The organism is Paraflavitalea sp. (assembly GCF_059502485.1).
The window spans coordinates 417,406-438,565 of the sequence record NZ_JCACET010000004.1 but is presented as its reverse complement, the minus strand read 5'-3'; the positions used below and the strand labels follow the sequence as shown (position 1 = coordinate 438,565).

The window sequence follows — 21,160 nt, the reverse complement described above, 5'->3', positions numbered from 1 at the left end:
TTTCCTTATTTCTCTTTTACCAATCCTAATGTCACTACATTATTAACAGGCTTTACTGTTTGCAGGAATTTATAGATGGCTTTCAGTTCATCATCGCTCATGCGGCTGAACGGCCCCCAGGGCATGTGGGTTTCATCGATGAGCTTGCCCATCCTGAACCGGGCAATGAATTGTTCCTGTGACCATCCTTTCAGTCTGCCGGTTTCATGCGGTGTAAGATTAGGGGTTGTCAAAGAATAAGTACCTGAGTCGGTAGTCATGTCAAACTTCAATCCCCCTGCATAATCTTCACCAATGAAGGCGCCGGTCATCAGGTCGCGGTTGGTGTGGCAGCCGCGGCAATTGGCTACGCTGTTGGCCAGGTATTTACCATATTCAATTGTTGTATCAGGTTGTATGGATTGCAATACCGGGCCTGAAGGTCCAGCCGGCTTCAGCGCAAAGGCCCGTACCGCTTTGCCCAACAGGTTGAAATTATGTTTAGGTACTTCATTTTTCACCGCTGGCTGGCTACGCAAGTAAGAAATGATCGCAGAAAGATCAGCATCGCTGGTATTGTGGAAAGGCATGATGTCGAACAGGGCATTGCCTTTGGCGTTCACACCATAGCGCAGGGAGCGGGCAATCTCTGCATCCGACATATCACCAATTCCTGTTTTATCGGGTGTGAGGTTTTTGGTATACAGGCTACCTAATGGCAATGCGAACTCTTTACCGCCCGTTAATGGCACTTCTTCTCCACGGAGCACAGCTGCATCCAGTGCGTTGGGCACATGGCAATTGGCACAATGCGCCGGTCCAAACACCAGGCTTTTACCACGTGCAATCACTCCGCTATCCGTGCTTGCTTTGACGTTGGGGAATGGTGCATCAAAGTGCAGGTTCTGCCTCGCTTCAATGGTAATATACAATCCTGCAATAATGATCAGTAAGATAACTCCTATCCATTTAAGTACTTTCTTCATGGCTTTGTATTGATGCGCACGAAAGTAAACCGGCCCCGTTCGGCCAGAAATAGTACTTAAATACCATGGGCAATAAAATGTGTGAGACAGTTACCCGCTTTCGGTGATAGGAAGGTGTTCCTGTTGTTACAGGCAACTATCGCGCAACATCTTCATGTAGGTGACGCCTTTGTTGCGGGCGAAATCAATATTGCTGGCAGGGATGCTATCAGGATCGGGATAGCGTTTCAGGGCCTGTTCAATGCTGGCTTCGCGCAGCAAGTGGAGCATGGGATAAATGGAGCGGTTGGTGAAGTTGGCCGCGTCATCGGCAGGAGCACCGGCAAAGCGATAGTCGGGATGGAAGCTGGCAACCTGGTAAGTGCCTTCGTATCCTTTTTTCTTCAGGAGCTTGTCGGCCTTTCCTACTAAATCGAGGTATTGCTCAAAGGACTTAAATGCATTGGGGAAAATGAGTAGGATGGTTTCAACTTCAGGATGCTCATCGAGGCGCTTGCATTCCTGCAGCATAAGTGTAAGGGCATTCTCAATGCTTGTGCCCGTCTCTACCTGGTAGTGAATGCTGTTGCGTTTTACTTCCCGTGATGCAAAGGGGCAGAAGTTGCAGGCTATTACCACGTCTGTGATCCATTTCCGGGTTTGCTCAATGACCTGTGCCGTTGTTGGTTCCATCGGCGCGAAGGTACGGAGTAAGTTCAGAGTTCTGAGTCGAGAGTTCAGAGTAGTGCTTATGCTAACAGCCTCCCCAGCCTAATATCCAGTATATAAGTATGAAAACGACGATGGTGCCGAGGCAGCCGCCTCCCCATTTGTATGCGCCGTAGCCGGCGATCAGCGTCCGAAGCCAATTTCTCATGATGTGGTGTTTATTAATGCGTGATTAAAAAACCGTGCCACCCGATGATCAGATCAATCCATTCTCTTTCAAGATGGGTTCAATAAACTGTTTAGCGACTGCCGAGTACGGCTGATCGGGCTCAATGTATTGTGACAGCTTATCCAATACGCGTTGTAATTTTTTATAGTACCGATCTTCCCGGTTTTTATCTCCTTCCGTTTTAGCGATCACAATCTCTTCCCTGATCTCCAGCACATCAGCAATGTGGTACTGAATATCCTTCACCAGTTTGGCTCTTTCTTTTACCAACGGATCGCGCAACAGGGCATATACACTAATGGAACGTTCTGCTTTTTTGACTTTGAAATCGTCGGGCTGATCTTTTGCTTTAATGGCTCCATTTTTCAGGTATTCGAGGTAGTCTTCCGGGTCTTCTGTACAAGGGTTGATCAACAGGCGTACACAGTCTTCTTTCGCAAGATTGCCTTTATGTGATTTGCAACGAACCTTTTCATCATCGATGGGAAATTGGTTGGCCTTGCCCATGGTAAATGATTCGCCTTCAAATTCCTCCTGGGTGGTTTTTCGGTTGCAGTTATTGCAGGATAGTAACAGGTTATCCCAGTCGGCAGCCAGCCAGTAGTAGCCCGGCTTCAGCAGCTTTTTATTGTCGGTGACGATTGCTGCTTTGGGGCGAAAATGTTCGATATCACCTACCGTTACTGTCAGGATCGGGCTTTCGCAGTAAGCGCATTTACCGTTGAATAGTTTTTTTAAGGCTGCTTTTACCTCGTCGTTATTATAGGCCTCGAATTCAAACTTCTCGTTTTTATTGGTAGACGTAAAATGCAACCTGGCCTTTTCGGTTTCCAACATAGCCTTCCCGGCAGGGTTGGTAAGCTCCTGCGGAACGGGCATTGTATTGCGGTCTATGCGGATCACTGTCTTTTGTTTTTATCCCACATGGCGCGGATGCGCGCTTTTACTTCATCTTCTGCCTGCTTGCGGAGATCGTTACCAGTAGCAAGATTGCCACCTCCGGAATCGTTCACCACGAATGATTCGTTCGATTCCGTAGCATAGTTTTTGGGGCCTGTCTTATATTCTCCCGGCATTTTCAGTTTACTCATAGCTACTACTTCATCCACTGCTTTATACACCAATGCTTCCCGCCAGGTATTTCCGAGTTCCTGGTAAGGTTTAAGAGCGGTTTCCAATTCTGCTATCCGGTCCTTTTGTTCACGCGTAGGGCGCGCCTTGCTCAACAGGAAATGATATTCATTCAATAATTTTTCTTCTGCAGGATCGATTACGCTGTTCAGCCCAAAGAACTCGGATGTCAGTAACTGGTCTACGCGCATCTTTGAAGGATCGGGCAGATCAGTAATAGCGTATATTTTATGATCTTCTTTGTCTTTCTTGAAAATGACCACTTCGCTCTTGTTCAATCCTCTTAGACAGAGGGGATCGTGGGTAGTGGCAATGAACTGCATGTGGGGGAATGTTTTTCTAAAGCTTTCCACAACCCGCATGCGCCAGCGGGGATGCAGGTGTGTTCCTATCTCATCGATGATAACCAGCCCTTCTGCGCTTTCCATGGTACCGGCACGCAACAACAGGCTCATCATATCGCAGGCGGTCGCGATAATGGATTTGTATCCATCGCTCAGTTCCTTCAACTTATCGGGCTGGCGGCGAGCATGGGTCACTATTATTTCACCTTTCTCCACTTTCAATATTGCCTCGGGGTCGTTGAGTTCTTCTGACAATATATCCATGAGGGCGCGACAGGCATAATCAAATTGAGCCTTGTTTGTTTTGCTCAACGATACCAGCCATTGATTGCCATAGAGTGCATAGGAAGGATCGAACAGGTTCATGGCCCTGATGTTGCGCGTGGCAGCGTTGGGCTCAGGTTTCAGGTTTTTACTGGTGAGCAGCCGCGTGGAGCCATAGGCAATCAAATAACCTTGTGGCGCAGTATGCGTAGATGTGATCTTAGCGCTTCGTTTCGAGAATTCTATGCCTATCGGAACATCATTACCCACGGTATATACTTTTACAAATCCTTTTTCTGCGCCTCGTCGCAAGATATCTTTTGCGCTTATATCCAGCTTCGCCAGGTATTTACTACCTGCCAAGGAAAGCACAATGGCCTGGAGGAAGGAGCTTTTACCTACACCATTTTCTCCCAGCAGCATGAGCCAGTTGTTCCTGCCGCTGGCGGTCATATTGCCGGCGATATCAATATTGGTAATATTACTTTTTGGGAAAACGATCTCCATGTCTTCGATAGCCCGGAAGTTATGTATAACCAAGCGGTCGATTGTGAGGCGTTTAATTACATCTTTGGTTTTAGGAACTTTCTTTGAAGTAATTTTAATAGGAGGGGACACTTTCAGATCTTCTGTAATACCTGACTGTACTGTTACTTCTGCCATCAGTATGCTATAATAATCTGAATCCACTCCATTTAAAATATGGACTTCAATATACTCCAGAATAATATGTCTATCCTTACGCGGATAAGTCATTATTATCCTTTTCAAACAATTTCTCAATGCTCCGGCATAAGGTATTTCACTATTGTTTTTTAACAGTCGTTCTATATACTCTACAGTAGGGCCAACTTCGGCATCTTGTCTGATAGCTTTATTGCTTGGAAATAATTTATTTAAAAGTCCTGTAAATAGCTTCGTTATAGCACCCTGAACGCTACGAATGCTCATCTTTCGCGCCTCTCTCAATGCATGTCTGTTAAGTTGTAATGTCTCGATCGTCCATTTACCCTTTTGCGTTCGCGGAAAAATAGATCCTGAAAAATTAAAATCTAGGTGCGCTTCGGGATCTTCATTACATGGATCTATCAATAGGTTATTTTCTTTTTTAATCCCCTCTGCATAAGGCGTTTTCACCGGTATCCGCTTCCCTTCTACTGGAAACCAGTTAGACTTCGTACGATTGCATACCGAACAACAATAGAATATATTCTTCCATTCGTAGTATAGCCACCAGTAGTGATCGTTAGAAAACTCGTCATTAAGCCCTTTGGCACTCTTAGGGCGGAAAAACTCAAGATCGGCATCCGTTATCCTCTCAATAGGAGATTCACAATACGCACATTTGTGATTAAACTCTTTGGCCAATTGTTCTTTAGCAGCCCTGACCGGCGTTATATCAAACTCGAAGCGGGTTTGCCGTTTTTTAGTATCGGACGATTGCAGATAGAAAGCTTCCATCTTCTTCATCAGTAGAGCAATCTTCTTCGGTTGCAATGAAGGAGGAATCGTATCTGGTCGATAAATGCGAATCATTAGTAAACCATTTAAAAACTATAGAAAGAAAAGAACAGCTTACTTCCCGTAAGCATTATACACAAAATAGGGGTCCTTCTTAAACTGTATCCAATCCAACTCCAGCTTTTGGCGTAGCTCTTTGAACATAGCCCGCCCATGATCAGAAAAATCAAGCGCTCTACGCACAGGTTTCTTCTTATCTTCTATATCCAGCAAACGTTCTGTTACCAACGCATACTCCAACATCTTGGCGCAGGTGGTAAACTGTCCGCAGGCTATTACTTTTTTCATGCGGTCGTTACGGGCATCTTTTGAATCGTACCATAAAGTGGTGCCCATGGTACGGGCATCTTCGGCGATGGATATCATTTGCTCGCAACCTTTCGTTAAAAGTTCTATACAAGCTTTGCTCCATATTGCATCTGCTTTCTCGTCGTCAGTGGTGTATCCCCCAAACTTCTTTACAATCTTGCTTTCCCTTGCCACTTTGTTGAATAAGCTCAATTCATAGATCACGTTAAAGACCCTGCGGTTATCCCACTTAGCATTGTCATAGAAACTATCAAAGATCAGCCGACGTGTCTGCTTCAGGTTCACCTCCAGCACCAGGCTCAACATGGAATTGACACGGGCACTGAGCATTTGCTCGACAACGCCCACCGGAGAATCTTTCAGGTATTTGACCAACAGTTGTATGGAGTCATCGGAGAAATTGCCCACCGCCGGCAGCCCTTCCTTTATAGTGGTTACCAGTTGCCGGTCAGAAGCGTTAAATAAGCGGGTGATGCGTTTCAATAATGGATTGCCCATCCGGTAGCCGATAATAAATGCTGCGATCAGCAATAATAATATGGCTGGTGATAATACCAGGAATCCGATATTCCGCCATCCGTCATCGTCTGTAAAATTCAGGAGCCCAACAGCTACCAACAGCATTGCAATAGCGGCAATACCCATTATGTTAACAATCTTATTGATACCACGCAAAGTTTTACTGAAGTCTTTCACATGGTCCGTGATGCTTTTCCCCCGCGAACCTTTCTCATTAACTACCGGGGGCACATAGGCATCCATGAAGTAGCTCGCCACATCCGTAGCCATGATCAGGTCGAAGCCATTTTCCTTGTTCATATCGCGCCTTCTTTCATCGGCCAGCATAGCACTGCTCATACCCTGGTTGTCATTAATGCCGCCATCCATTAGTCCTACAGGCATATCCAGTGACCTCTTCGCATTGTTGTAATCTGTAATAATCATGGCCTGTTGCAGCGCGTTGCTATCGAGACCTTTGTAGGTGAAATCCTGTGGATATATGATGGGCTCAAAGCCGGCGGGGAAGCAAGATGAAGCCGCCAGTATATCGCCCAACTTAACCTGTTGCAGCGTACGCAGGTTATTATCCGTATCTGTATCGAAGAAAATATAAGCATTACCTGTTTTCCCTTTCTTGTCTTTGTCGTTTACAGGGAGCTTTCCGTCTGTTTGAAAACGGAAAGAAATGCCCCGGTAAAATTCTGTAGCATTCACACACACTTCAATATCATTACCGGCATTCCAGTATACACCAAACGTTTTTCCGTCAAACAGATGTTGGTCGTAGATCCGGGAAAAAGCATTGATAAAGTTCCGACTCTTTTCCCTTCCTTCCCATTCGCTGTCGTTGTTGATCAGCTTAAGCACTTCTTCCAGCAATCCCGTGCCATTCATGAAGGTCTTTATTTTATCATAGGCATCTCTGAAAGATTTTCCCTGCTTTAGATAGGCACTGTACAACATGCCGGCAAAGCTTCCCCCGGATGCCGAAGAAATGAACTGCACATTCTCCAGCAGATTGCGTTCATTGCCATTCTCATCTTTGTACTTCAGGTAATCGAGGTAGCTCATCGCACCAATGCTGTACGAGGCAGCCCGGAAACCACCGCCCGATAATGCCAACGCAATCTTCCCGAAAGGGGTTTTTAAAGGAGGGAACTGCTGACTGTCGTCGGTTTGACTAATGCCTGTATCACTGGCCAGGGAAAGGGGGCTGCTTGCTTGATTTTCGCTCACTGTTAAGTTGTTAAAGGGTGAAAAGAATCGATTACCAATACAACAGGGAACGGATTATAAGTGACTCAATGTAAATAGTTTTTATGAGACAGAAAAGACGTATTTAAACGGTTTCAGGCATGCAGTGATATCTTAATAAACAGTCAGCCAATTAAATACATTAATACCCGGTTAATTATATTTCTGCGTACAGGGTGGGGTTTTATTTAACGTCAAATAAAACCTAACTTGTTTATTGCTTTTAACCAAAACGCAGATCATGAAACAGAAACTACTACTACTGCTGGCTGCCCTGTCTTTTTGTACCTGGAACAACCTCCATGCACAGGGAAAGCTGGTAGAAAAAATTACCAAAACAGGCGACGAACTGGTAATTCCTTACGAGAAATATGTACTTCCCAATGGTCTCACCGTGGTGGTGCATGAAGACCACAGCGATCCTGTTATCCACGTAGATGTGACTTATCACGTAGGCTCTGCGCGTGAAGAGATCGGCAAATCGGGCTTCGCGCATTTCTTCGAGCACATGATGTTCCAGGGAAGTGATCATGTAGGTGATGAACAACACTTCAAAATAGTTACTGAAGCAGGTGGCACGCTTAATGGCAGCACCAACCGCGACAGGACCAACTACTACGAAACTGTTCCGGCGAACCAGCTGGAAAAGATGTTGTGGCTGGAAGCCGACCGTATGGGTTTCCTGCTTGATGCCGTGACGCAGCAAAAGTTTGAAGTGCAAAGGGCCACTGTAAAAAATGAAAGGGGACAGAATTACGATAACCAGCCTTATGGTTTGACTGGCGAGGTAACTGCCAAAAACCTGTATCCTTATGGTCATCCTTATTCCTGGCTCACCATTGGTTATGTAGAAGAACTGAACCGCGTAAGCCTGTCGGACCTTAAAAACTTTTTTCTCCGCTGGTATGGTCCCAACAATGCTACACTCACTGTTGGCGGTGATGTAAAAGCAGCCGACGTTGTAAAGCTGGCCGATAAATATTTCGGCAGCATTCCCCGTGGTCCGGAAGTAGCGCCTGTGAAACTCGAACCCGTGGTGCTGGACAAGGACCGCTATGTAAGTTATACTGACAACTACGCCCGGACTCCTCAATTGCGTATTGTCTATCCCACTGTTCCCGATTACTCGGCTGATGCTGCTGCTCTTTCCTGCCTGGCACAAGTGCTCGGCGGCGGAGGTGGTGGAGGCGGCGGCAGAGGTGGCCGTGGTGGTGGAGGGGGTGGCAACCGCAACTCTGTATTGTACCAAAAGCTCATTAAAGATCAGAAGGCGTTGCAAGCCAGTGCCAATAGCAGCTTCAGTGAGCTGGCCGGTGAATTTTCTATTTCGGTGACTCCTTATCCTGGTAAGTCTTTGGCAGAAATGGAAACGCTGGTGAAGGAAGCATTGGCTGAGTTTGAGAAAAGAGGTATTACGGATGATGACATTCAGAAATTCAAGACTGGTTATGAAAGCCGTGTCATCAACGGGCTTTCCAGCGTATCGGGCAAAGTAAGCCAGCTGGCAGCTTTCCAAACTTTTACCGGCAATCCCAATATGCTGTCCAAACTGCAGCAACAGTATAGCAGCCTCACCAAAGAAGATGTAATGAAGGCTTATGAAAAATACATCAAGGGTAAAAGCCGCGTGGTAGTAAGTGTGGTAACGAAGGGCCAGGAAAACCTGCGGGCTGCCGATGATAATTACACCATCGACAAATCGCATTATAAGGCGCCTGATTATGGTTATGCCGGATTGATTTATACAAAGGCAAAAGATAATTTCGATCGTACCAAACAACCTGGTTCAGGGCCTAACCCTGTGGTAAAGGTTCCTGCTTTCTGGAAAGCTAGTTTGCCGAATAAGATGAAGGTGATTGGCACAGAGAATACGGAGATCCCTGTAGTTACGGTGAGCATCTCTCTTAAAGGGGGTAGATTGCTCGAGTCCAATGACCTCTCTAAAGCAGGCTGGGTAGGCCTCTTCTCCTCCATGATGAATGAGGATACCAAAAACTACAGCAGTGAACAAATATCACAGGAGCTGCAAATGCTGGGCAGCTCTGTTGGCGTGGGCAGTTCGGATGATGCGATCACATTTACCGTGCAAAGCCTGAAAGAGAACCTGGATAAAACGCTACAAATTCTTGAAGAAAGAATGCTCTATCCAAAGTTTAGTGAGGAAGCATTCAACAGGACCAAAAGGCAACTGGAGCAACGGTTGAAGAATGCCAAAACCCAGCCGGCCGGTGTAGCTACCAACCTGTACGCCAAACTGAATTATGGCAGCAACAACATCCTTGGTATTCCGGATGATGGCACTACTGAAACCATCAACAATATCAAGTTTGAGGACATACAGCGTTACTATGATAATTATATTACTTCTGAAGATGGTAAGATCGTTATCGTAGGCGACATCAAAGAGGCTGCTATTCTTCCCAAGCTTTCTTTCCTCAGCAAGCTGCCGGCGAAATCCTTTAGCCTGCCAACACCTGCTGCCGCATTGCCTGTGAGCAAAACAAAGATCTACCTTGTGGATGTTCCCAAAGCGGCGCAAACGGAATTCCGTGTAGGTTACGTTACAGGGCTTAAGTACGATGCTACCGGTGAGTTTTACCGTGCCACGCTGGCCAACTATATATTGGGTGGCGCCTTCAATAGCCGGGTAAACCTCAACCTGCGTGAAGATAAGGGATGGACGTATGGAGCAAGAAGTGGCTTTTCCGGCAATAAATATTCCGGACTGTTCACCTTCAGCAGCGGCATCAAGGCCGGCGCCACCGACAGTGCTTTGTATGAAGTAATGAAGGAACTCAAGAACTATGCGGCTGACGGGCCTACTGCAGCAGAGCTGGCCTTTATGAAAAAGTCCATTGGCCAAAGTGATGCCCGGAATTATGAAACGGGTATTCAGAAAGCAGCTTTCATCGGACGTCTGCAACAATACAATCTGTCGCCCGATTACGTAAGCCAGCAAAGCAAAATACAGGAATCTATCACTGCCAAAGATATTACCGGCATTGCCAAAAAGTATCTCGATGTGAATAAGATGAATATTGTGCTGGTAGGCGACAAAGACCTGATCCTGCCGGGACTGAAAAGGCTGGGCTATGAAATTGTGGAAGTGGATGCCGATGGTAATCCCTCCGCCAAAAGAGGATTTTAATAGAAAGACCACCAGTATAGCAAAGGCTGTTCCTACGGGAGCAGCCTTTGTGTTTTCCCATTTGCTTCGATAGCAGATTTCTCACTTCGCCGTTGCTTCGTACGTCTTTTTAATTCTTAATGGCTCTATTCGAAATGACAGAAGAGTGAGTGGCTTCTTTGCGCCGTTGGTTTTCTTACTTAATTTTACTCATATCACTTGTTACCATGCTTAGACTTCTGCTATCTATTGTAATGTTATTGGGTGTACTATTTACGCATGCACAGCAACGCGCGCGTGATCATGGCATTCAGATCGGCGTTATGAAACCTGGCACCTGGAATGCTATTACCGATGTGCCCGGTGTAAAGGTGGGTCATACCACGCTCATTAAAGGGGACTCCATCAGGACAGGCGTAACAGCTATTCTACCATATGACGGTAATATCTTTCAGCAGAAAGTGCCAGCGGCTGTGTATATCGGTAACGGGTTTGGCAAGCTGGCAGGCACCACGCAGGTGCAGGAGCTGGGTAATCTTGAAACGCCCGTAATCCTTACCAATACGCTTGGCGTAGCTACCGGCATAAATGCAGTAATAGAATATACCCTGCAGCAAAAGGGCAATGAAAATGTGCAATCGGTCAATGCTGTGGTGGGTGAAACCAACGATGGCTGGCTGAATGATATACGCGGGCAGCATGTGACCAAAAATGATGTGCGTGCAGCCATACAGCAAGCTGCTTCCGGTGCAGTGAAAGAAGGCTGTGTGGGAGCTGGCACCGGCACCGTGTGTTTTGGATTTAAAGGCGGCATTGGTACTGCTTCGCGCAAGCTGCCGGCCAATCTTGGCGGCTATACCGTGGGCGTGCTGGTGCAAACCAACTTTGGCGGTGTGCTGCAAATAGATGGCGCACCTGTAGGAGAGGAATTGGGCAAGTTTTCCTTCAGTGATCAACTACTGAACAATGTAGATGGCTCGTGCATGATCGTGGTGGCTACCAATGCACCGCTGGATGCGCGTAACCTGCAACGCCTTGCTAAAAGGGCTTTTATGGGATTGGCCAAAACCGGCGGCATCGCTTCCAATGGCAGCGGCGATTATGTGATCGCTTTTTCTACTGCCGACTCCATCCGTGTGCCTCATAATGCTGCACAGCCTTTGCAAACAGTGAGCCTGTTGAACAACGATGCTGTTACTCCTTTGTTCATGGCAGCTATTGAAGCAACAGAAGAGGCCATCATCAATTCTCTTTTTACCGCTACCAGCACTTCCGGTTTTAAAGGGCATGCAGTTGAAGCATTACCAAAAGATAAAGTGTTATCCATTCTGAAAAAATACAATCGCCTCCGGTAATATGCTATACACTATTATCAATAATGAAATCATTCCAGCAGATAAGGCATTTCTCCGCGTAAACGATCTTGCCATTCAAAGGGGTTATGGCATCTTTGATTTTTTCAAGACGCTCAATAACAAACCTATTTTTCTTGAAGACCATCTCGACCGGTTTTATCAATCTGCCTCCATCCTGCAATTGCCCGTGCATTACCCGCGAGAGGAATTAAAAGACCTCCTGCAGCAATTGATGGCGCATAATAATATACCTGACTCCGGCATCCGCATCACGCTTACGGGCGGCTATTCCGCAGATGGCTATACCTTAAGCACGCCCAACCTTATCATAACACAACAAGCGCTGCCTGATAACCGCGCACTGCAGACAACTGGTATCCACCTCGCTACTTACCCTCATCAACGGCAATTGCCTGCTGCCAAAAGCATCGACTACCTGATGGCTGTGTGGCTGCAGTCGTTTGTGAAACAACAGCAGGCACAGGATGTACTGTATCATCAAAACAATGCCGTTACGGAGTGCCCACGCTCAAACTTCTTTATCGTTACCAGCAACGACACTATTGTAACACCCGGGCATCATATCCTGCAAGGCGTGATCCGCAAACAAGTGCTGGCGCTTGCCGCCAATCGCTTTGCCGTAAAAGAAAAGGAAGTTACCCTGCAGGATGTGTACCAGGCTAAAGAGGCTTTCATAACCAGCACTACCAAAAACATCCTGCCGGTAGTGAAAGTAGATGGACAGGTAATTGGCGCAGGCGTTCCCGGCGCTGTAACTGCCTTGCTGGCCAGTGATCTGCATCAACTTATTGAGGGAAGCCTGAAGTAAGAGGTCAGAGGTAGGATGTAAGAAGTCAATCGCTGAAAATCTAAGTTGTAAACTACGCTTCCACAGGCTTTAACAAACTCTTAGAAAAATAAAGGCCGGAATATTTGGAAAGCCCGTATACCGATCGGTATATTTGCATCATGAAGTTCACACCAAGATCAGAAGAGACCCGCCGGTTCATCATAGAGACCACAGCCGGCATATTCAATACCAAGGGGTATGCGGGTACTTCGTTATCTGATCTTACAGAGGCCACCAAACTTACCAAGGGGAGCATCTATGGCAATTTCGAGAACAAAGAAGAAGTGGCGCTGGCTGTATTCGATTACACTATTGCTCACCGCGATAAGATAATCGCTCAACTGATCAATAAAGCAGCCACCAACAAAGAGAAGTTGCTGGTGTTCGCCACCGCCTTTTGCAGTACGGCCAAACAACCTTTTATAGAAGGGGGGTGCCCGCTGCTGAATGCAGGTACGGAATCAGACGACACTTTTGAACCGCTGCGGAAGAAAGTGGCCAAGGCTATTTCCGACATGAAAAAAGAGATTGAAATCATTATCAGTAACGGTATTGCCACCAAAGAATTTAAGAAGGATACTAACGCGGAAAAAACAGCGCTGACAATCATAGCGCTTGTGGAAGGGGGGATATTGCTGGGTAAGACCATGCATAAACCAGCTTACCTGGATATCGCGCTTGAAGGCGTAAAAGACCTGGTGAATGCAATATCCGTTACGTGATCGCCTTTTTTTTGCTTATACATATACCGATCGGTATATAATATATACACCCAATAATAAAAAAAGCATAAAATGAAACTCAGCAACAACACAGTATTGATAACCGGCGGTTCTGCCGGTATCGGCTTCGCCATAGCGAAACAACTGACAGAAAATGGTAACCAAATTATTATCACCGGCCGGAATAAAGAGCGTTTGCAAAAAGCGGTGGCTCAATTGAAGAACACTACCGGCATTGTATCGGATGTAGCCGACGAAAAGGATGTAGACGCTTTGGTAGCCAGGATAGAAAAGGATTTCCCTACGCTGAACGTAGTGATCAATAATGCCGGTCGTGCCTTGGTATACAAATTGACAGAGCAAGGTGTCAATGCATTTGACAAAGGCGTGGATGAATTTCAAACGAACTATTTTTCTGTGATCAGGCTCAACGAAAAGCTGCTTTCACTGTTGCAAAAGCAACCTGAAGCGGCTATCGTGAATGTGACATCGATCGTAGCCTTCGCTCCCAATCATATACTTCCTTCGTATAGTGCCAGCAAGGCAGCGCTGCACTCGTATTCACAGTCGCTGCGTGTTGACCTGGCCAGAACGGGCAATGTGAAAGTATTTGAATTGATGCCTCCGCTGGTAGATACTGAATTCTCGCATGAAATTGGTGGCAGCAAAGGCATCCCTGCTTCTGCAGTAGCAGATGCATTCATCGATGCTTTCCAACATGATGAGTATGAAATCCACGTAGGCGGAACTGCCGATCTTTATAAATTGTACCTCTCCTCTCCTGCCCAGGCGTTAGCAGCCTTGAATGGATAAGGGAAACTGCGCCCATGTACTACCATCTACCATGGCAGTACATGGGTGTTTTGTTTCTGTACGAGGCTTTTAATTTAATGAGTACGCAGCAGCCTGAAGCAACACTGAAAAAACGCCTATCTTTAGGAATGCGTACACTTATCTTTTTAGCACTGATATGCAGCAGCCTTGCTGCGTGGGCACAGCCTCTGAAAGTAGCCGTAGCAGGAACCGCTCATGGTCATTCGACGTGGATATTGGGATACAAAGACAAAGAAAGCATACAGTTGGTAGGCGTTTGTGAAAAGGATACAGCGCTGGTGAACCGTCAGTCGAAAAGATATGGCTTCTCTCCTTCTATCGTATATACCGACCTTGGCAAGATGCTCGATGCCGTGAAGCCTGATGCCGTTGTTGCGTTTGGCTCTATTTATAGTCACCTTGAAGTAGTGGAAGCCTGTGCACCGCGCGGCATCCATGTGATGGTTGAAAAGCCACTTGCAGTAAGTGTGGAACATGCCCGCAAGATGGAAGCGCTTGCCAAGAAACACAATATCCACCTGCTCACCGATTACGAAACAAGCTGGTATCCTTCTGTTGCCAAGACCGTTCAACTGGCATTGGATAGCAATTATACAGGACGCATCCGCAAAACTGTTATTCACGACGGCCATCAGGGGCCCAAAGAAATCGGCTGTGGACCGGAATTCCTGGCCTGGCTCACGGACCCCGTATTGAACGGCGCCGGCGCGTTGGTAGATTTTGGTTGTTATGGCGCCAACCTCATGACGCACCTGATGAAGGGTCAGCAACCCATTGCCGTGACAGCTGTTACCCGCCAATACAAACCGCAGATCTATCCCAAGGTAGACGATGACGCCACCATCATTGTGGATTATCCCGACGCTCAGTGTATCATCCAAGCGTCCTGGAACTGGCCTTACAATCGCAAAGACATGGAAGTGTATGGAGAGAAGGGATATATTTTTGCACCCGACAGCAAAACGCTTGTATTAAGGCAAGGCAACAAAGTCACCAACCGGCAGGTTACTGCACAGGATATACCGGTATATGAAGACCCATTCAAATACCTCGCCGATGTGGTACATGGCAAGATCTCTGTAGCTCCTGATGGGCTCTACGCCTTGCCCAATAACATGATCGTAGTAAAGATCCTCGAGGCGGCGAAAGAATCGGCCCGCACAGGTAAAAAAGTGAAGCTCTAAAACAATACTTACTTTTGACGCGGGAATAAAGTCTCCCTGTTCACGACATGCACTTATTAACTGTATCCGGTATATCGAAAAAGGACGAAAGAGGTTTTGAGCTTAAGAACATCAGTTTTACCCAGCAGAAGTTTCAAAAGATCGCCATAGCAGGGGAAACAGGCTCGGGTAAAAGCACTTTGATGAAGATTGTTGCCGGACTGGCAGAGTCGGATGCAGGACAGGTGTTATTTGAGGGAAAGAAGATCATAGGCCCCGCCGATAAACTTATACCCGGCCATCCCGGCATTGTCTATCTCTCTCAACATTTTGAACTGCCTAACAACCTGCGGGTAGAGCAGGTATTGGAATATGCCAACCTGCTAACCGATGAAGCAGGCGCCTCTCTATATGAAATTTGCCAGATCGATCACCTCCTTAAAAGAAGGACCAACCAACTGTCGGGTGGTGAAAGACAACGGATCGCCCTGGCAAAGTTGCTCATCACCTCCCCCCGCCTATTGTTGCTGGACGAGCCATTTTCCAATACCGACATGGTGCATAAGAAACTGCTTAAATCAGTTATCCGCGATATTGGATCGAAATTGAAGATCAGCTGTATCATGGTGTCGCACGATCCGCTGGACACGCTTTCCTGGGCAGATGAAATACTAGTGATGAAGGATGGACAGGTCATACAGCAAGGTACTCCTCAACAAATCTATCGGCAGCCCGTGAATGAATATGTAGCCGGGCTCTTTGGCGATTATAACCTGCTGCCTCAAACAATAACAGGAGCCATCCTCAGCGAGGGTCAGGCAAAGTCAGCTAAGCGGTCTGCAAAACTTTTTGCGCGGCCTGAAGACCTGCTGATTTCTACTACACATGCATCGGGCACAGTTGCTGCCGCTGTGAAAGCCATTCATTATTACGGCAGTTATTATGAAGTGACTACCATGACCGGCAAACACAAACTTCTTGTGAGAACAACAGAGTCAACTATCAATGCAGGCGATACTGTTTATCTTTCGTTGCAGCCCGGAACACTTTGGTACTTGTAACTGGTAGCCACCCATCTTCCGCACAATCAGCTGACCTAATTATGGACACTTGAGGCCCTGCCGTTTTTAGTGAAAATGGCTGTTTTTGACTTGTTGTGCTATTAATACGGGATTACTACGGCTTTACCACGGCTTAAGTACGGCTTAACCATGGGTTAACCCCGGCTTAAGCAGCCGTTATCTTTTTTGTTTGTTCGTCTTTGCTTCGTCTTTATTTCTTCGTATTTCTCATGCAAACGTACACATAAAAACGTCCTTACGCTTCGTCATGACCGAAATGTCCTTAAATGACCGGCCATTTAAGGACATTTCGGTCACGGCTGTTGGGAAGAAAGTATTTTCTTGGTGATGGTAGCCACTTCCTGTAGTAATAGCGGGAAGGCAGGTTCGGGCATATTGCCATGATTGAAGCCGTCCAGTTCGTAAAGCCTGGTAGCTTTATGACCAGCCAGCTGCATCATGCGGTTCATATAGGCATTCTCTTCGTAGCGGCCGAGCATTTCCATTTCGCGATCGCCCGTGATAAGCAGCAGGGGCGGCGCATCGGCCCGCACGTGGTACAATGGCGCGTATTTATCGATGGTAGGTTGTGTATCCTTAATGCCTTGTTCTTTGCGAATGGTGAAATGGGTAATTACCTGTGGGCTGAAGGGAATGATCCCCGCAATGGTGTTTGCATCGATATTGTATCGCTGCAGGTATGATTTATCCAGCGTGATCATGAGGTCGAGGTAACCGCCTGCCGAATGACCCGATAAAAAGATGAGACGGGTGCTGCCTCCATACTGTCCAATGTGTTTATACACCCAAGCTACTGCTGCCGCTGCATCTTCGATATAAGCCGGCGCTGTTACTTTGGGTGAAAACCGGTACCCTACTGCTATTACTGCATATCCTTTATCCATCAGCGCTTTGGGTATAGCCTTGTTGCCGCCGGTAAGTCCGCCACCATGAAACCATACAATCGTGGCGTAGTTGGTAGCTCCTTTGGGATAATAAAAATCCAGCTTGCATTGGGATGTTATATAAGCATCTTTTTTGCTGGCCGCATCTTCATAATAGTTGATATCCTTTTCGGTAACATATTGTTGTTGGGCGTGGGCATAGCAAGCGCTCATTAAGAGCAGCAGGAGGAGGATATTTTTCATACGTACAAATTTTAGGAATAGTAACCTTTATTCCGCGTAATTTGTCTTAAATTTTCATTTAAGTCCCCTTTTTGGCAATCATGAGTATCGGTCAGCAAATACTGTTTTTTATCAGCCTGCTGGGCGCTTTTAATGGGCTTGTGCTCACCATTTATCTTTTTGCGGGTAAAAAGGTGCGGTCTGTATCGGCCTTTTTTCTTGGCTTGCTGCTGCTGGCGCTTTGCATCCGGGTGACCCACGCTGTGTTCCTGTACTTCAATACCGATCTGCCCAGGATCTATTGCCAGATAGGCTTTTCGGCCTGCTTCCTGATCGGGCCTTCGCTGTATTATTTTTCCAAATCTCAATTGACCCAGGTATCTCAAATACCTGCTTCCTGGAAATGGGGTTGGGGTATTCAACTCGGGTTTATTGCACTTATAGGTGTGTTGTTCCCTTTTCAAACCTCTCCCTGGGTATGGAATAAGCTCTTAACGCCTGTGATCTATGGGCAATGGATAGCTTATGTTGTTGCTACCGGTTTCTTATTTAAAGATACCCTTAAAGCATTTTTCAATCAACCTTCCACTCTAAAAGCCACTGAGAAATTCTGGCTGCTGGTATATGCCGGCAACAGCATTATCCTGCTGACTTATCTGCTGATCCTGACTGGTATCATTCACAATATATGCATGACCGGCCCTATCTCATTTTCCTTCTTTTTATATCTCAGTGTTTTCTTTTACGGCTCAGGCCCCCATAAGGGAATTACGGCGCCATTGATGGCAACAGACAGGCCCGGCAAAAGTGAAAAAAGAAGGATCACTGACAATGATGCGCAGGTATGGATAACCAGACTTGAAAAGGCTATTACAGACAGGGACTTATATAAAGACCCGAATCTTAAGCTCAACGATCTTGCCCAAAAGATCAATATCACTACTCACCAACTGTCGCAGCTGCTGAACGACAATCTTGGCAAAAGCTTTTCTACGTATATCAATGAATACCGGATCAGGGAAGCCTGTAAGCTGATCACTACCGACAGCCACCTGACCTTTGAAGCCATCGGATATGAGGTAGGCTACAACTCCAAATCCACTTTTTATACTGCGTTTAAGAAAGTGACCGATACTACGCCCGCTCTTTTCAAGGAAGGCATAGCAAAAAACAATGCTGAATAATCTATTGAGAATCTGGCTGGTTTTCTTCCAAATAGTCCGGTTTTATAAAACCGTACGCCTGATTTCATAAAGCCATACCTCATCAGTTGGCCTGCCGGTTAGGTTTGTGCAAAAGCGCAACTCATGCAGGTAATGGTAAAGTATTGGATGATCTTCAGCCTACTTTTTGGAAGCTATCTAACGACCCTGGGACAGACCACCATCAGGGGAAAAGTGATTGATGCCAGCAATCAACAGGGCATCGGATTTGTGACCGTCCGCCTCGTTACTGCCCGGGATACTACTCCGGTAAAAGAGCAGGTGACTGACTCCTCCGGCCAGTTTGAACTACTCCATATTCCCCATGGGCAATACCTGCTTCAACTTTCTTCTCTTGGCTACCAGCCGTTGCACAAAACGGTGTCGCTGGCGCCACCTGTGCAACCTGTTATGGAACTGGGCAGCGTGTTGCTCACTCCCGATCCCAACCTACTGAACGAAGTAGTGGTAAACGGCAGCAAGCCTGCTTTCCAACGCATGGGGGACCGGCTCGTGATGAACATCGCCGGCAACCGCTTTTTTAAAACGGCTACCAATGCACTCGATATATTCAGGAAGGTGCCTGGCCTGGAGGTAGGTGGTGATGGAGCTCTTCTCCTGTCGGGAAGAATTACACCGGCCGTATTCATCGACGGCAAACCTGTACCGATGAGCCCGGAAGAATTGCAGAACTACCTGACCAGCCTGTCGCCGGAGATGATCGAGTCGGTAGAGTTGATCACCAATCCTTCTGCTCAGTATGATGCAGAACATAAGGCTATCATAGATATCAAATTGAAACGGGATAAAACATTGGGTTGGCGGGGAAACCTGAATACGAACATCCAGCAAAATGCCTATACCTACGTAGAAAACAATTTCCTGCTTACCTATAAAACAAAGAAGCTGACTTATACTGCGCGTTTGGGCTATACAGGTGGCACCAAGATCTACCGGTACAGCGCTCTACAGCATCACGCCAATAAAAATATTCTTACCACAAGAACTCCCATATCCACCCGCCATAACAATTTCAATTACCAGCTGGGTGCTGAATATATTATCAATAAAGATCAACGGATAGAAGTGTCATTGAGGGCTTACCAGATAAATCGTAAAGCCCACGCCTATAACACACTCTATACAACTGACTCATCAGCTACAAAAGTAGTGTCGCATACCAATACCAATAATTACAATGATCCGGGGCAAGATAACTATGCTGCCAACCTGAATTATATCACCCGGCTTGGCAGTAGTCAACTGCAAATACAAGGTTCGCTGGTGGGTATCAACAACCGGCAGCAGGAGGATATTCAAACGAGGAACTCGCTTACCGGTGATCTGCTTTTTTACTGGAAAACGCAATTGAAGAATGATATTTTCATCCGTACCGTGCAAGCCGATCTTTCGGGCAATCTTGGCAAAGGGAAATGGAATGCAGGCGCCCGGTTTGCTTTTACCACTACGAAGAATGATTTACGCTATGATACGCTGAGCAGTGGTGGCAAATTTGAACTCGATAGTGGCCGCACCAATAGCTTCTTTTATGATGAATACATCACTGCCGGTTATGCTTCGTATGAAAGAAAGCTCAATAAACTTACACTCAGGGCAGGGCTGCGTGCCGAACATACGCACAGTATTGCCAATGCCGTTACACTAAAAGAGGTTACCGACAGGAATTACCTGACGTGGCTGCCCAGCGTGAGTTTTACCTATGCTTTTAATCAAGACAAACAACTCCTGCTTTCTTATAGCCGACGCATCACCCGTCCCAACTTTACGCAGCTGAACCCTTTCCGCTTTTACCTGAGTCCACTGAACTATGTAGTAGGAAATCCTTATCTACAACCTTCGACTACCAATACGCTGAACATTTCGTATACGCAAAAAGCTTTTACTGTTGCAGTGAGTGCCGGTAGGGAAACAGATCCCATGACGCGCTATCCCGAATATGACCCTGTTACCAATTTTCTCGAGTACCTGGGAACAAACCTGCCTTACAACGACTTTGCCAGCATAGAAGTAAGTTTCCCGCTTACCCTTACCAAATGGTGGAGAATGAGCCATACCATTGGTGGTTATTACTTAAAAGAGTTGACGCCTTATCATGGTGTTAATTATGCTATTCCTATCAAGCGGCATTTGATCAATGGCAGCCAGGTATTCACCCTCCCCAAAGGATTTACTTTTGATATCTATTACAACTATCGATACAACCAGGGATCAGGTCTTTATATCATCCGACCTATCGGTAATGTGGACCTTGGCTTACAGAAAACGTGGCTCAATGGAGCGCTCAATACTAAACTCAATTTCTATGACATCTTCAATACGTATGAGGTGTATTATATTTTCCGTGAGCAGCGTATTATCAATAACAGGCTGAAGCATTGGTTTGGCAATCGGAGGTTGGCATTAACGTTGAGTTACAACTTTGGCAGATCGACGCATACCGCTAAACAAAGCAGCAGGAATGAAGAGGAGAACAGGGCGCTGTGAGAAGTGAGACGTTAAAAGTGAGATGTGAGAACCAGGGTGAGCCGCCCT

16 protein-coding genes are annotated in these 21,160 nt (G+C 46.5%); 9 read left to right on the top strand and 7 right to left on the bottom strand.

What is annotated here, in order from left to right:
* Window positions 1–5 precede the first annotated feature (5 nt).
* The 6 genes from AC5JBY_RS01865 to AC5JBY_RS01840 form a co-directional block, all read right to left on the bottom strand.
* Window positions 6–965: a c-type cytochrome gene (locus tag AC5JBY_RS01865; protein WP_495902838.1), complete on the bottom strand. Its 960-nt coding sequence runs from the start codon at window positions 963–965 to the stop codon at window positions 6–8.
* 126 nt (window positions 966–1,091) lie between these two features.
* Window positions 1,092–1,637 (bottom strand): DUF1415 domain-containing protein, encoded by a 546-nt coding sequence (locus tag AC5JBY_RS01860; protein WP_495902837.1) that lies wholly within the window; start codon window positions 1,635–1,637, stop codon window positions 1,092–1,094.
* Window positions 1,638–1,698: 61 nt separating this feature from the next.
* Window positions 1,699–1,821: a hypothetical protein gene (locus AC5JBY_RS01855; protein ID WP_495902836.1), complete on the bottom strand. Its 123-nt coding sequence runs from the start codon at window positions 1,819–1,821 to the stop codon at window positions 1,699–1,701.
* 48 nt (window positions 1,822–1,869) lie between these two features.
* A complete protein-coding gene (locus AC5JBY_RS01850) occupies window positions 1,870–2,745 on the bottom strand; it encodes a retron system putative HNH endonuclease (RefSeq protein WP_495902835.1) in 876 nt (291 codons plus the stop codon).
* The gene (locus AC5JBY_RS01845; RefSeq protein ID WP_495902834.1) at window positions 2,742–5,117 is read right to left on the bottom strand and encodes an AAA family ATPase; all 2,376 of its coding nucleotides are present in this window, start codon (window positions 5,115–5,117) and stop codon (window positions 2,742–2,744) included. Before AC5JBY_RS01845 ends, AC5JBY_RS01850 begins: the two co-directional genes overlap by 4 nt.
* Before the next feature lie 39 nt (window positions 5,118–5,156).
* On the bottom strand, window positions 5,157–7,148 hold the full coding sequence (locus AC5JBY_RS01840; protein WP_495902833.1) for a patatin-like phospholipase family protein: 1,992 nt from the start codon (window positions 7,146–7,148) through the stop codon (window positions 5,157–5,159).
* A gap of 259 nt (window positions 7,149–7,407) precedes the next feature.
* Between AC5JBY_RS01840 and AC5JBY_RS01835 the strand changes: the two genes are divergently transcribed.
* From AC5JBY_RS01835 to AC5JBY_RS01805, 7 genes are all read left to right on the top strand, one after another.
* Window positions 7,408–10,314 carry a M16 family metallopeptidase gene (locus tag AC5JBY_RS01835; protein WP_495902832.1) on the top strand — a complete coding sequence of 969 codons (2,907 nt, stop codon included), beginning with the start codon at window positions 7,408–7,410 and terminating at the stop codon, window positions 10,312–10,314.
* Between the two features lie 206 nt (window positions 10,315–10,520).
* Window positions 10,521–11,648, top strand: a complete 1,128-nt coding sequence (locus tag AC5JBY_RS01830) for a DmpA family aminopeptidase (RefSeq protein ID WP_495902831.1) — start codon at window positions 10,521–10,523, stop codon at window positions 11,646–11,648.
* A 1-nt stretch (window position 11,649) separates the two neighbouring features.
* Window positions 11,650–12,477 carry an aminotransferase class IV gene (locus tag AC5JBY_RS01825; protein ID WP_495902830.1) on the top strand — a complete coding sequence of 276 codons (828 nt, stop codon included), beginning with the start codon at window positions 11,650–11,652 and terminating at the stop codon, window positions 12,475–12,477.
* Between the two features lie 140 nt (window positions 12,478–12,617).
* Window positions 12,618–13,220 carry a TetR/AcrR family transcriptional regulator gene (locus AC5JBY_RS01820; RefSeq protein ID WP_495902829.1) on the top strand — a complete coding sequence of 201 codons (603 nt, stop codon included), beginning with the start codon at window positions 12,618–12,620 and terminating at the stop codon, window positions 13,218–13,220.
* A 72-nt stretch (window positions 13,221–13,292) separates the two neighbouring features.
* Complete coding sequence (locus AC5JBY_RS01815) at window positions 13,293–14,033, top strand: SDR family oxidoreductase (protein WP_495902828.1); 741 nt, start codon at window positions 13,293–13,295, stop codon at window positions 14,031–14,033.
* 128 nt (window positions 14,034–14,161) lie between these two features.
* Window positions 14,162–15,238 (top strand): Gfo/Idh/MocA family protein, encoded by a 1,077-nt coding sequence (locus AC5JBY_RS01810; RefSeq protein ID WP_495902827.1) that lies wholly within the window; start codon window positions 14,162–14,164, stop codon window positions 15,236–15,238.
* Window positions 15,239–15,285: 47 nt separating this feature from the next.
* Window positions 15,286–16,278, top strand: a complete 993-nt coding sequence (locus AC5JBY_RS01805; RefSeq protein WP_495902826.1) for an ABC transporter ATP-binding protein — start codon at window positions 15,286–15,288, stop codon at window positions 16,276–16,278.
* 314 nt (window positions 16,279–16,592) lie between these two features.
* Here the strand turns inward: AC5JBY_RS01805 and AC5JBY_RS01800 are convergent, their stop codons facing one another.
* Window positions 16,593–17,426 carry an alpha/beta hydrolase gene (locus AC5JBY_RS01800; protein WP_495902825.1) on the bottom strand — a complete coding sequence of 278 codons (834 nt, stop codon included), beginning with the start codon at window positions 17,424–17,426 and terminating at the stop codon, window positions 16,593–16,595.
* A gap of 80 nt (window positions 17,427–17,506) precedes the next feature.
* Between AC5JBY_RS01800 and AC5JBY_RS01795 the strand changes: the two genes are divergently transcribed.
* Window positions 17,507–18,589: a helix-turn-helix domain-containing protein gene (locus tag AC5JBY_RS01795; protein ID WP_495902993.1), complete on the top strand. Its 1,083-nt coding sequence runs from the start codon at window positions 17,507–17,509 to the stop codon at window positions 18,587–18,589.
* A gap of 123 nt (window positions 18,590–18,712) precedes the next feature.
* Complete coding sequence (locus AC5JBY_RS01790) at window positions 18,713–21,112, top strand: TonB-dependent receptor (protein WP_495902824.1); 2,400 nt, start codon at window positions 18,713–18,715, stop codon at window positions 21,110–21,112.
* Window positions 21,113–21,160: the final 48 nt, after the last annotated feature.

Bases quoted from the DNA above. Each gene is read 5' to 3' on its own strand.
- AC5JBY_RS01865 (WP_495902838.1), bottom strand. From the start codon at position 965: ATGAAGAAAGTACTTAAATGGATAGGAGTTATCTTACTGATCATTATT.
- AC5JBY_RS01860 (WP_495902837.1), bottom strand. From the start codon at position 1,637: ATGGAACCAACAACGGCACAGGTCATTGAGCAAACCCGGAAATGGATC.
- AC5JBY_RS01855 (WP_495902836.1), bottom strand. From the start codon at position 1,821: ATGAGAAATTGGCTTCGGACGCTGATCGCCGGCTACGGCGCATACAAA.
- AC5JBY_RS01845 (WP_495902834.1), bottom strand. From the start codon at position 5,117: ATGATTCGCATTTATCGACCAGATACGATTCCTCCTTCATTGCAACCG.
- AC5JBY_RS01835 (WP_495902832.1), top strand. From the start codon at position 7,408: ATGAAACAGAAACTACTACTACTGCTGGCTGCCCTGTCTTTTTGTACC.
- AC5JBY_RS01830 (WP_495902831.1), top strand. From the start codon at position 10,521: ATGCTTAGACTTCTGCTATCTATTGTAATGTTATTGGGTGTACTATTT.
- AC5JBY_RS01825 (WP_495902830.1), top strand. From the start codon at position 11,650: ATGCTATACACTATTATCAATAATGAAATCATTCCAGCAGATAAGGCA.
- AC5JBY_RS01820 (WP_495902829.1), top strand. From the start codon at position 12,618: ATGAAGTTCACACCAAGATCAGAAGAGACCCGCCGGTTCATCATAGAG.
- AC5JBY_RS01815 (WP_495902828.1), top strand. From the start codon at position 13,293: ATGAAACTCAGCAACAACACAGTATTGATAACCGGCGGTTCTGCCGGT.
- AC5JBY_RS01810 (WP_495902827.1), top strand. From the start codon at position 14,162: ATGCGTACACTTATCTTTTTAGCACTGATATGCAGCAGCCTTGCTGCG.
- AC5JBY_RS01805 (WP_495902826.1), top strand. From the start codon at position 15,286: ATGCACTTATTAACTGTATCCGGTATATCGAAAAAGGACGAAAGAGGT.
- AC5JBY_RS01800 (WP_495902825.1), bottom strand. From the start codon at position 17,426: ATGAAAAATATCCTCCTCCTGCTGCTCTTAATGAGCGCTTGCTATGCC.
- AC5JBY_RS01795 (WP_495902993.1), top strand. From the start codon at position 17,507: ATGAGTATCGGTCAGCAAATACTGTTTTTTATCAGCCTGCTGGGCGCT.
- AC5JBY_RS01790 (WP_495902824.1), top strand. From the start codon at position 18,713: ATGCAGGTAATGGTAAAGTATTGGATGATCTTCAGCCTACTTTTTGGA.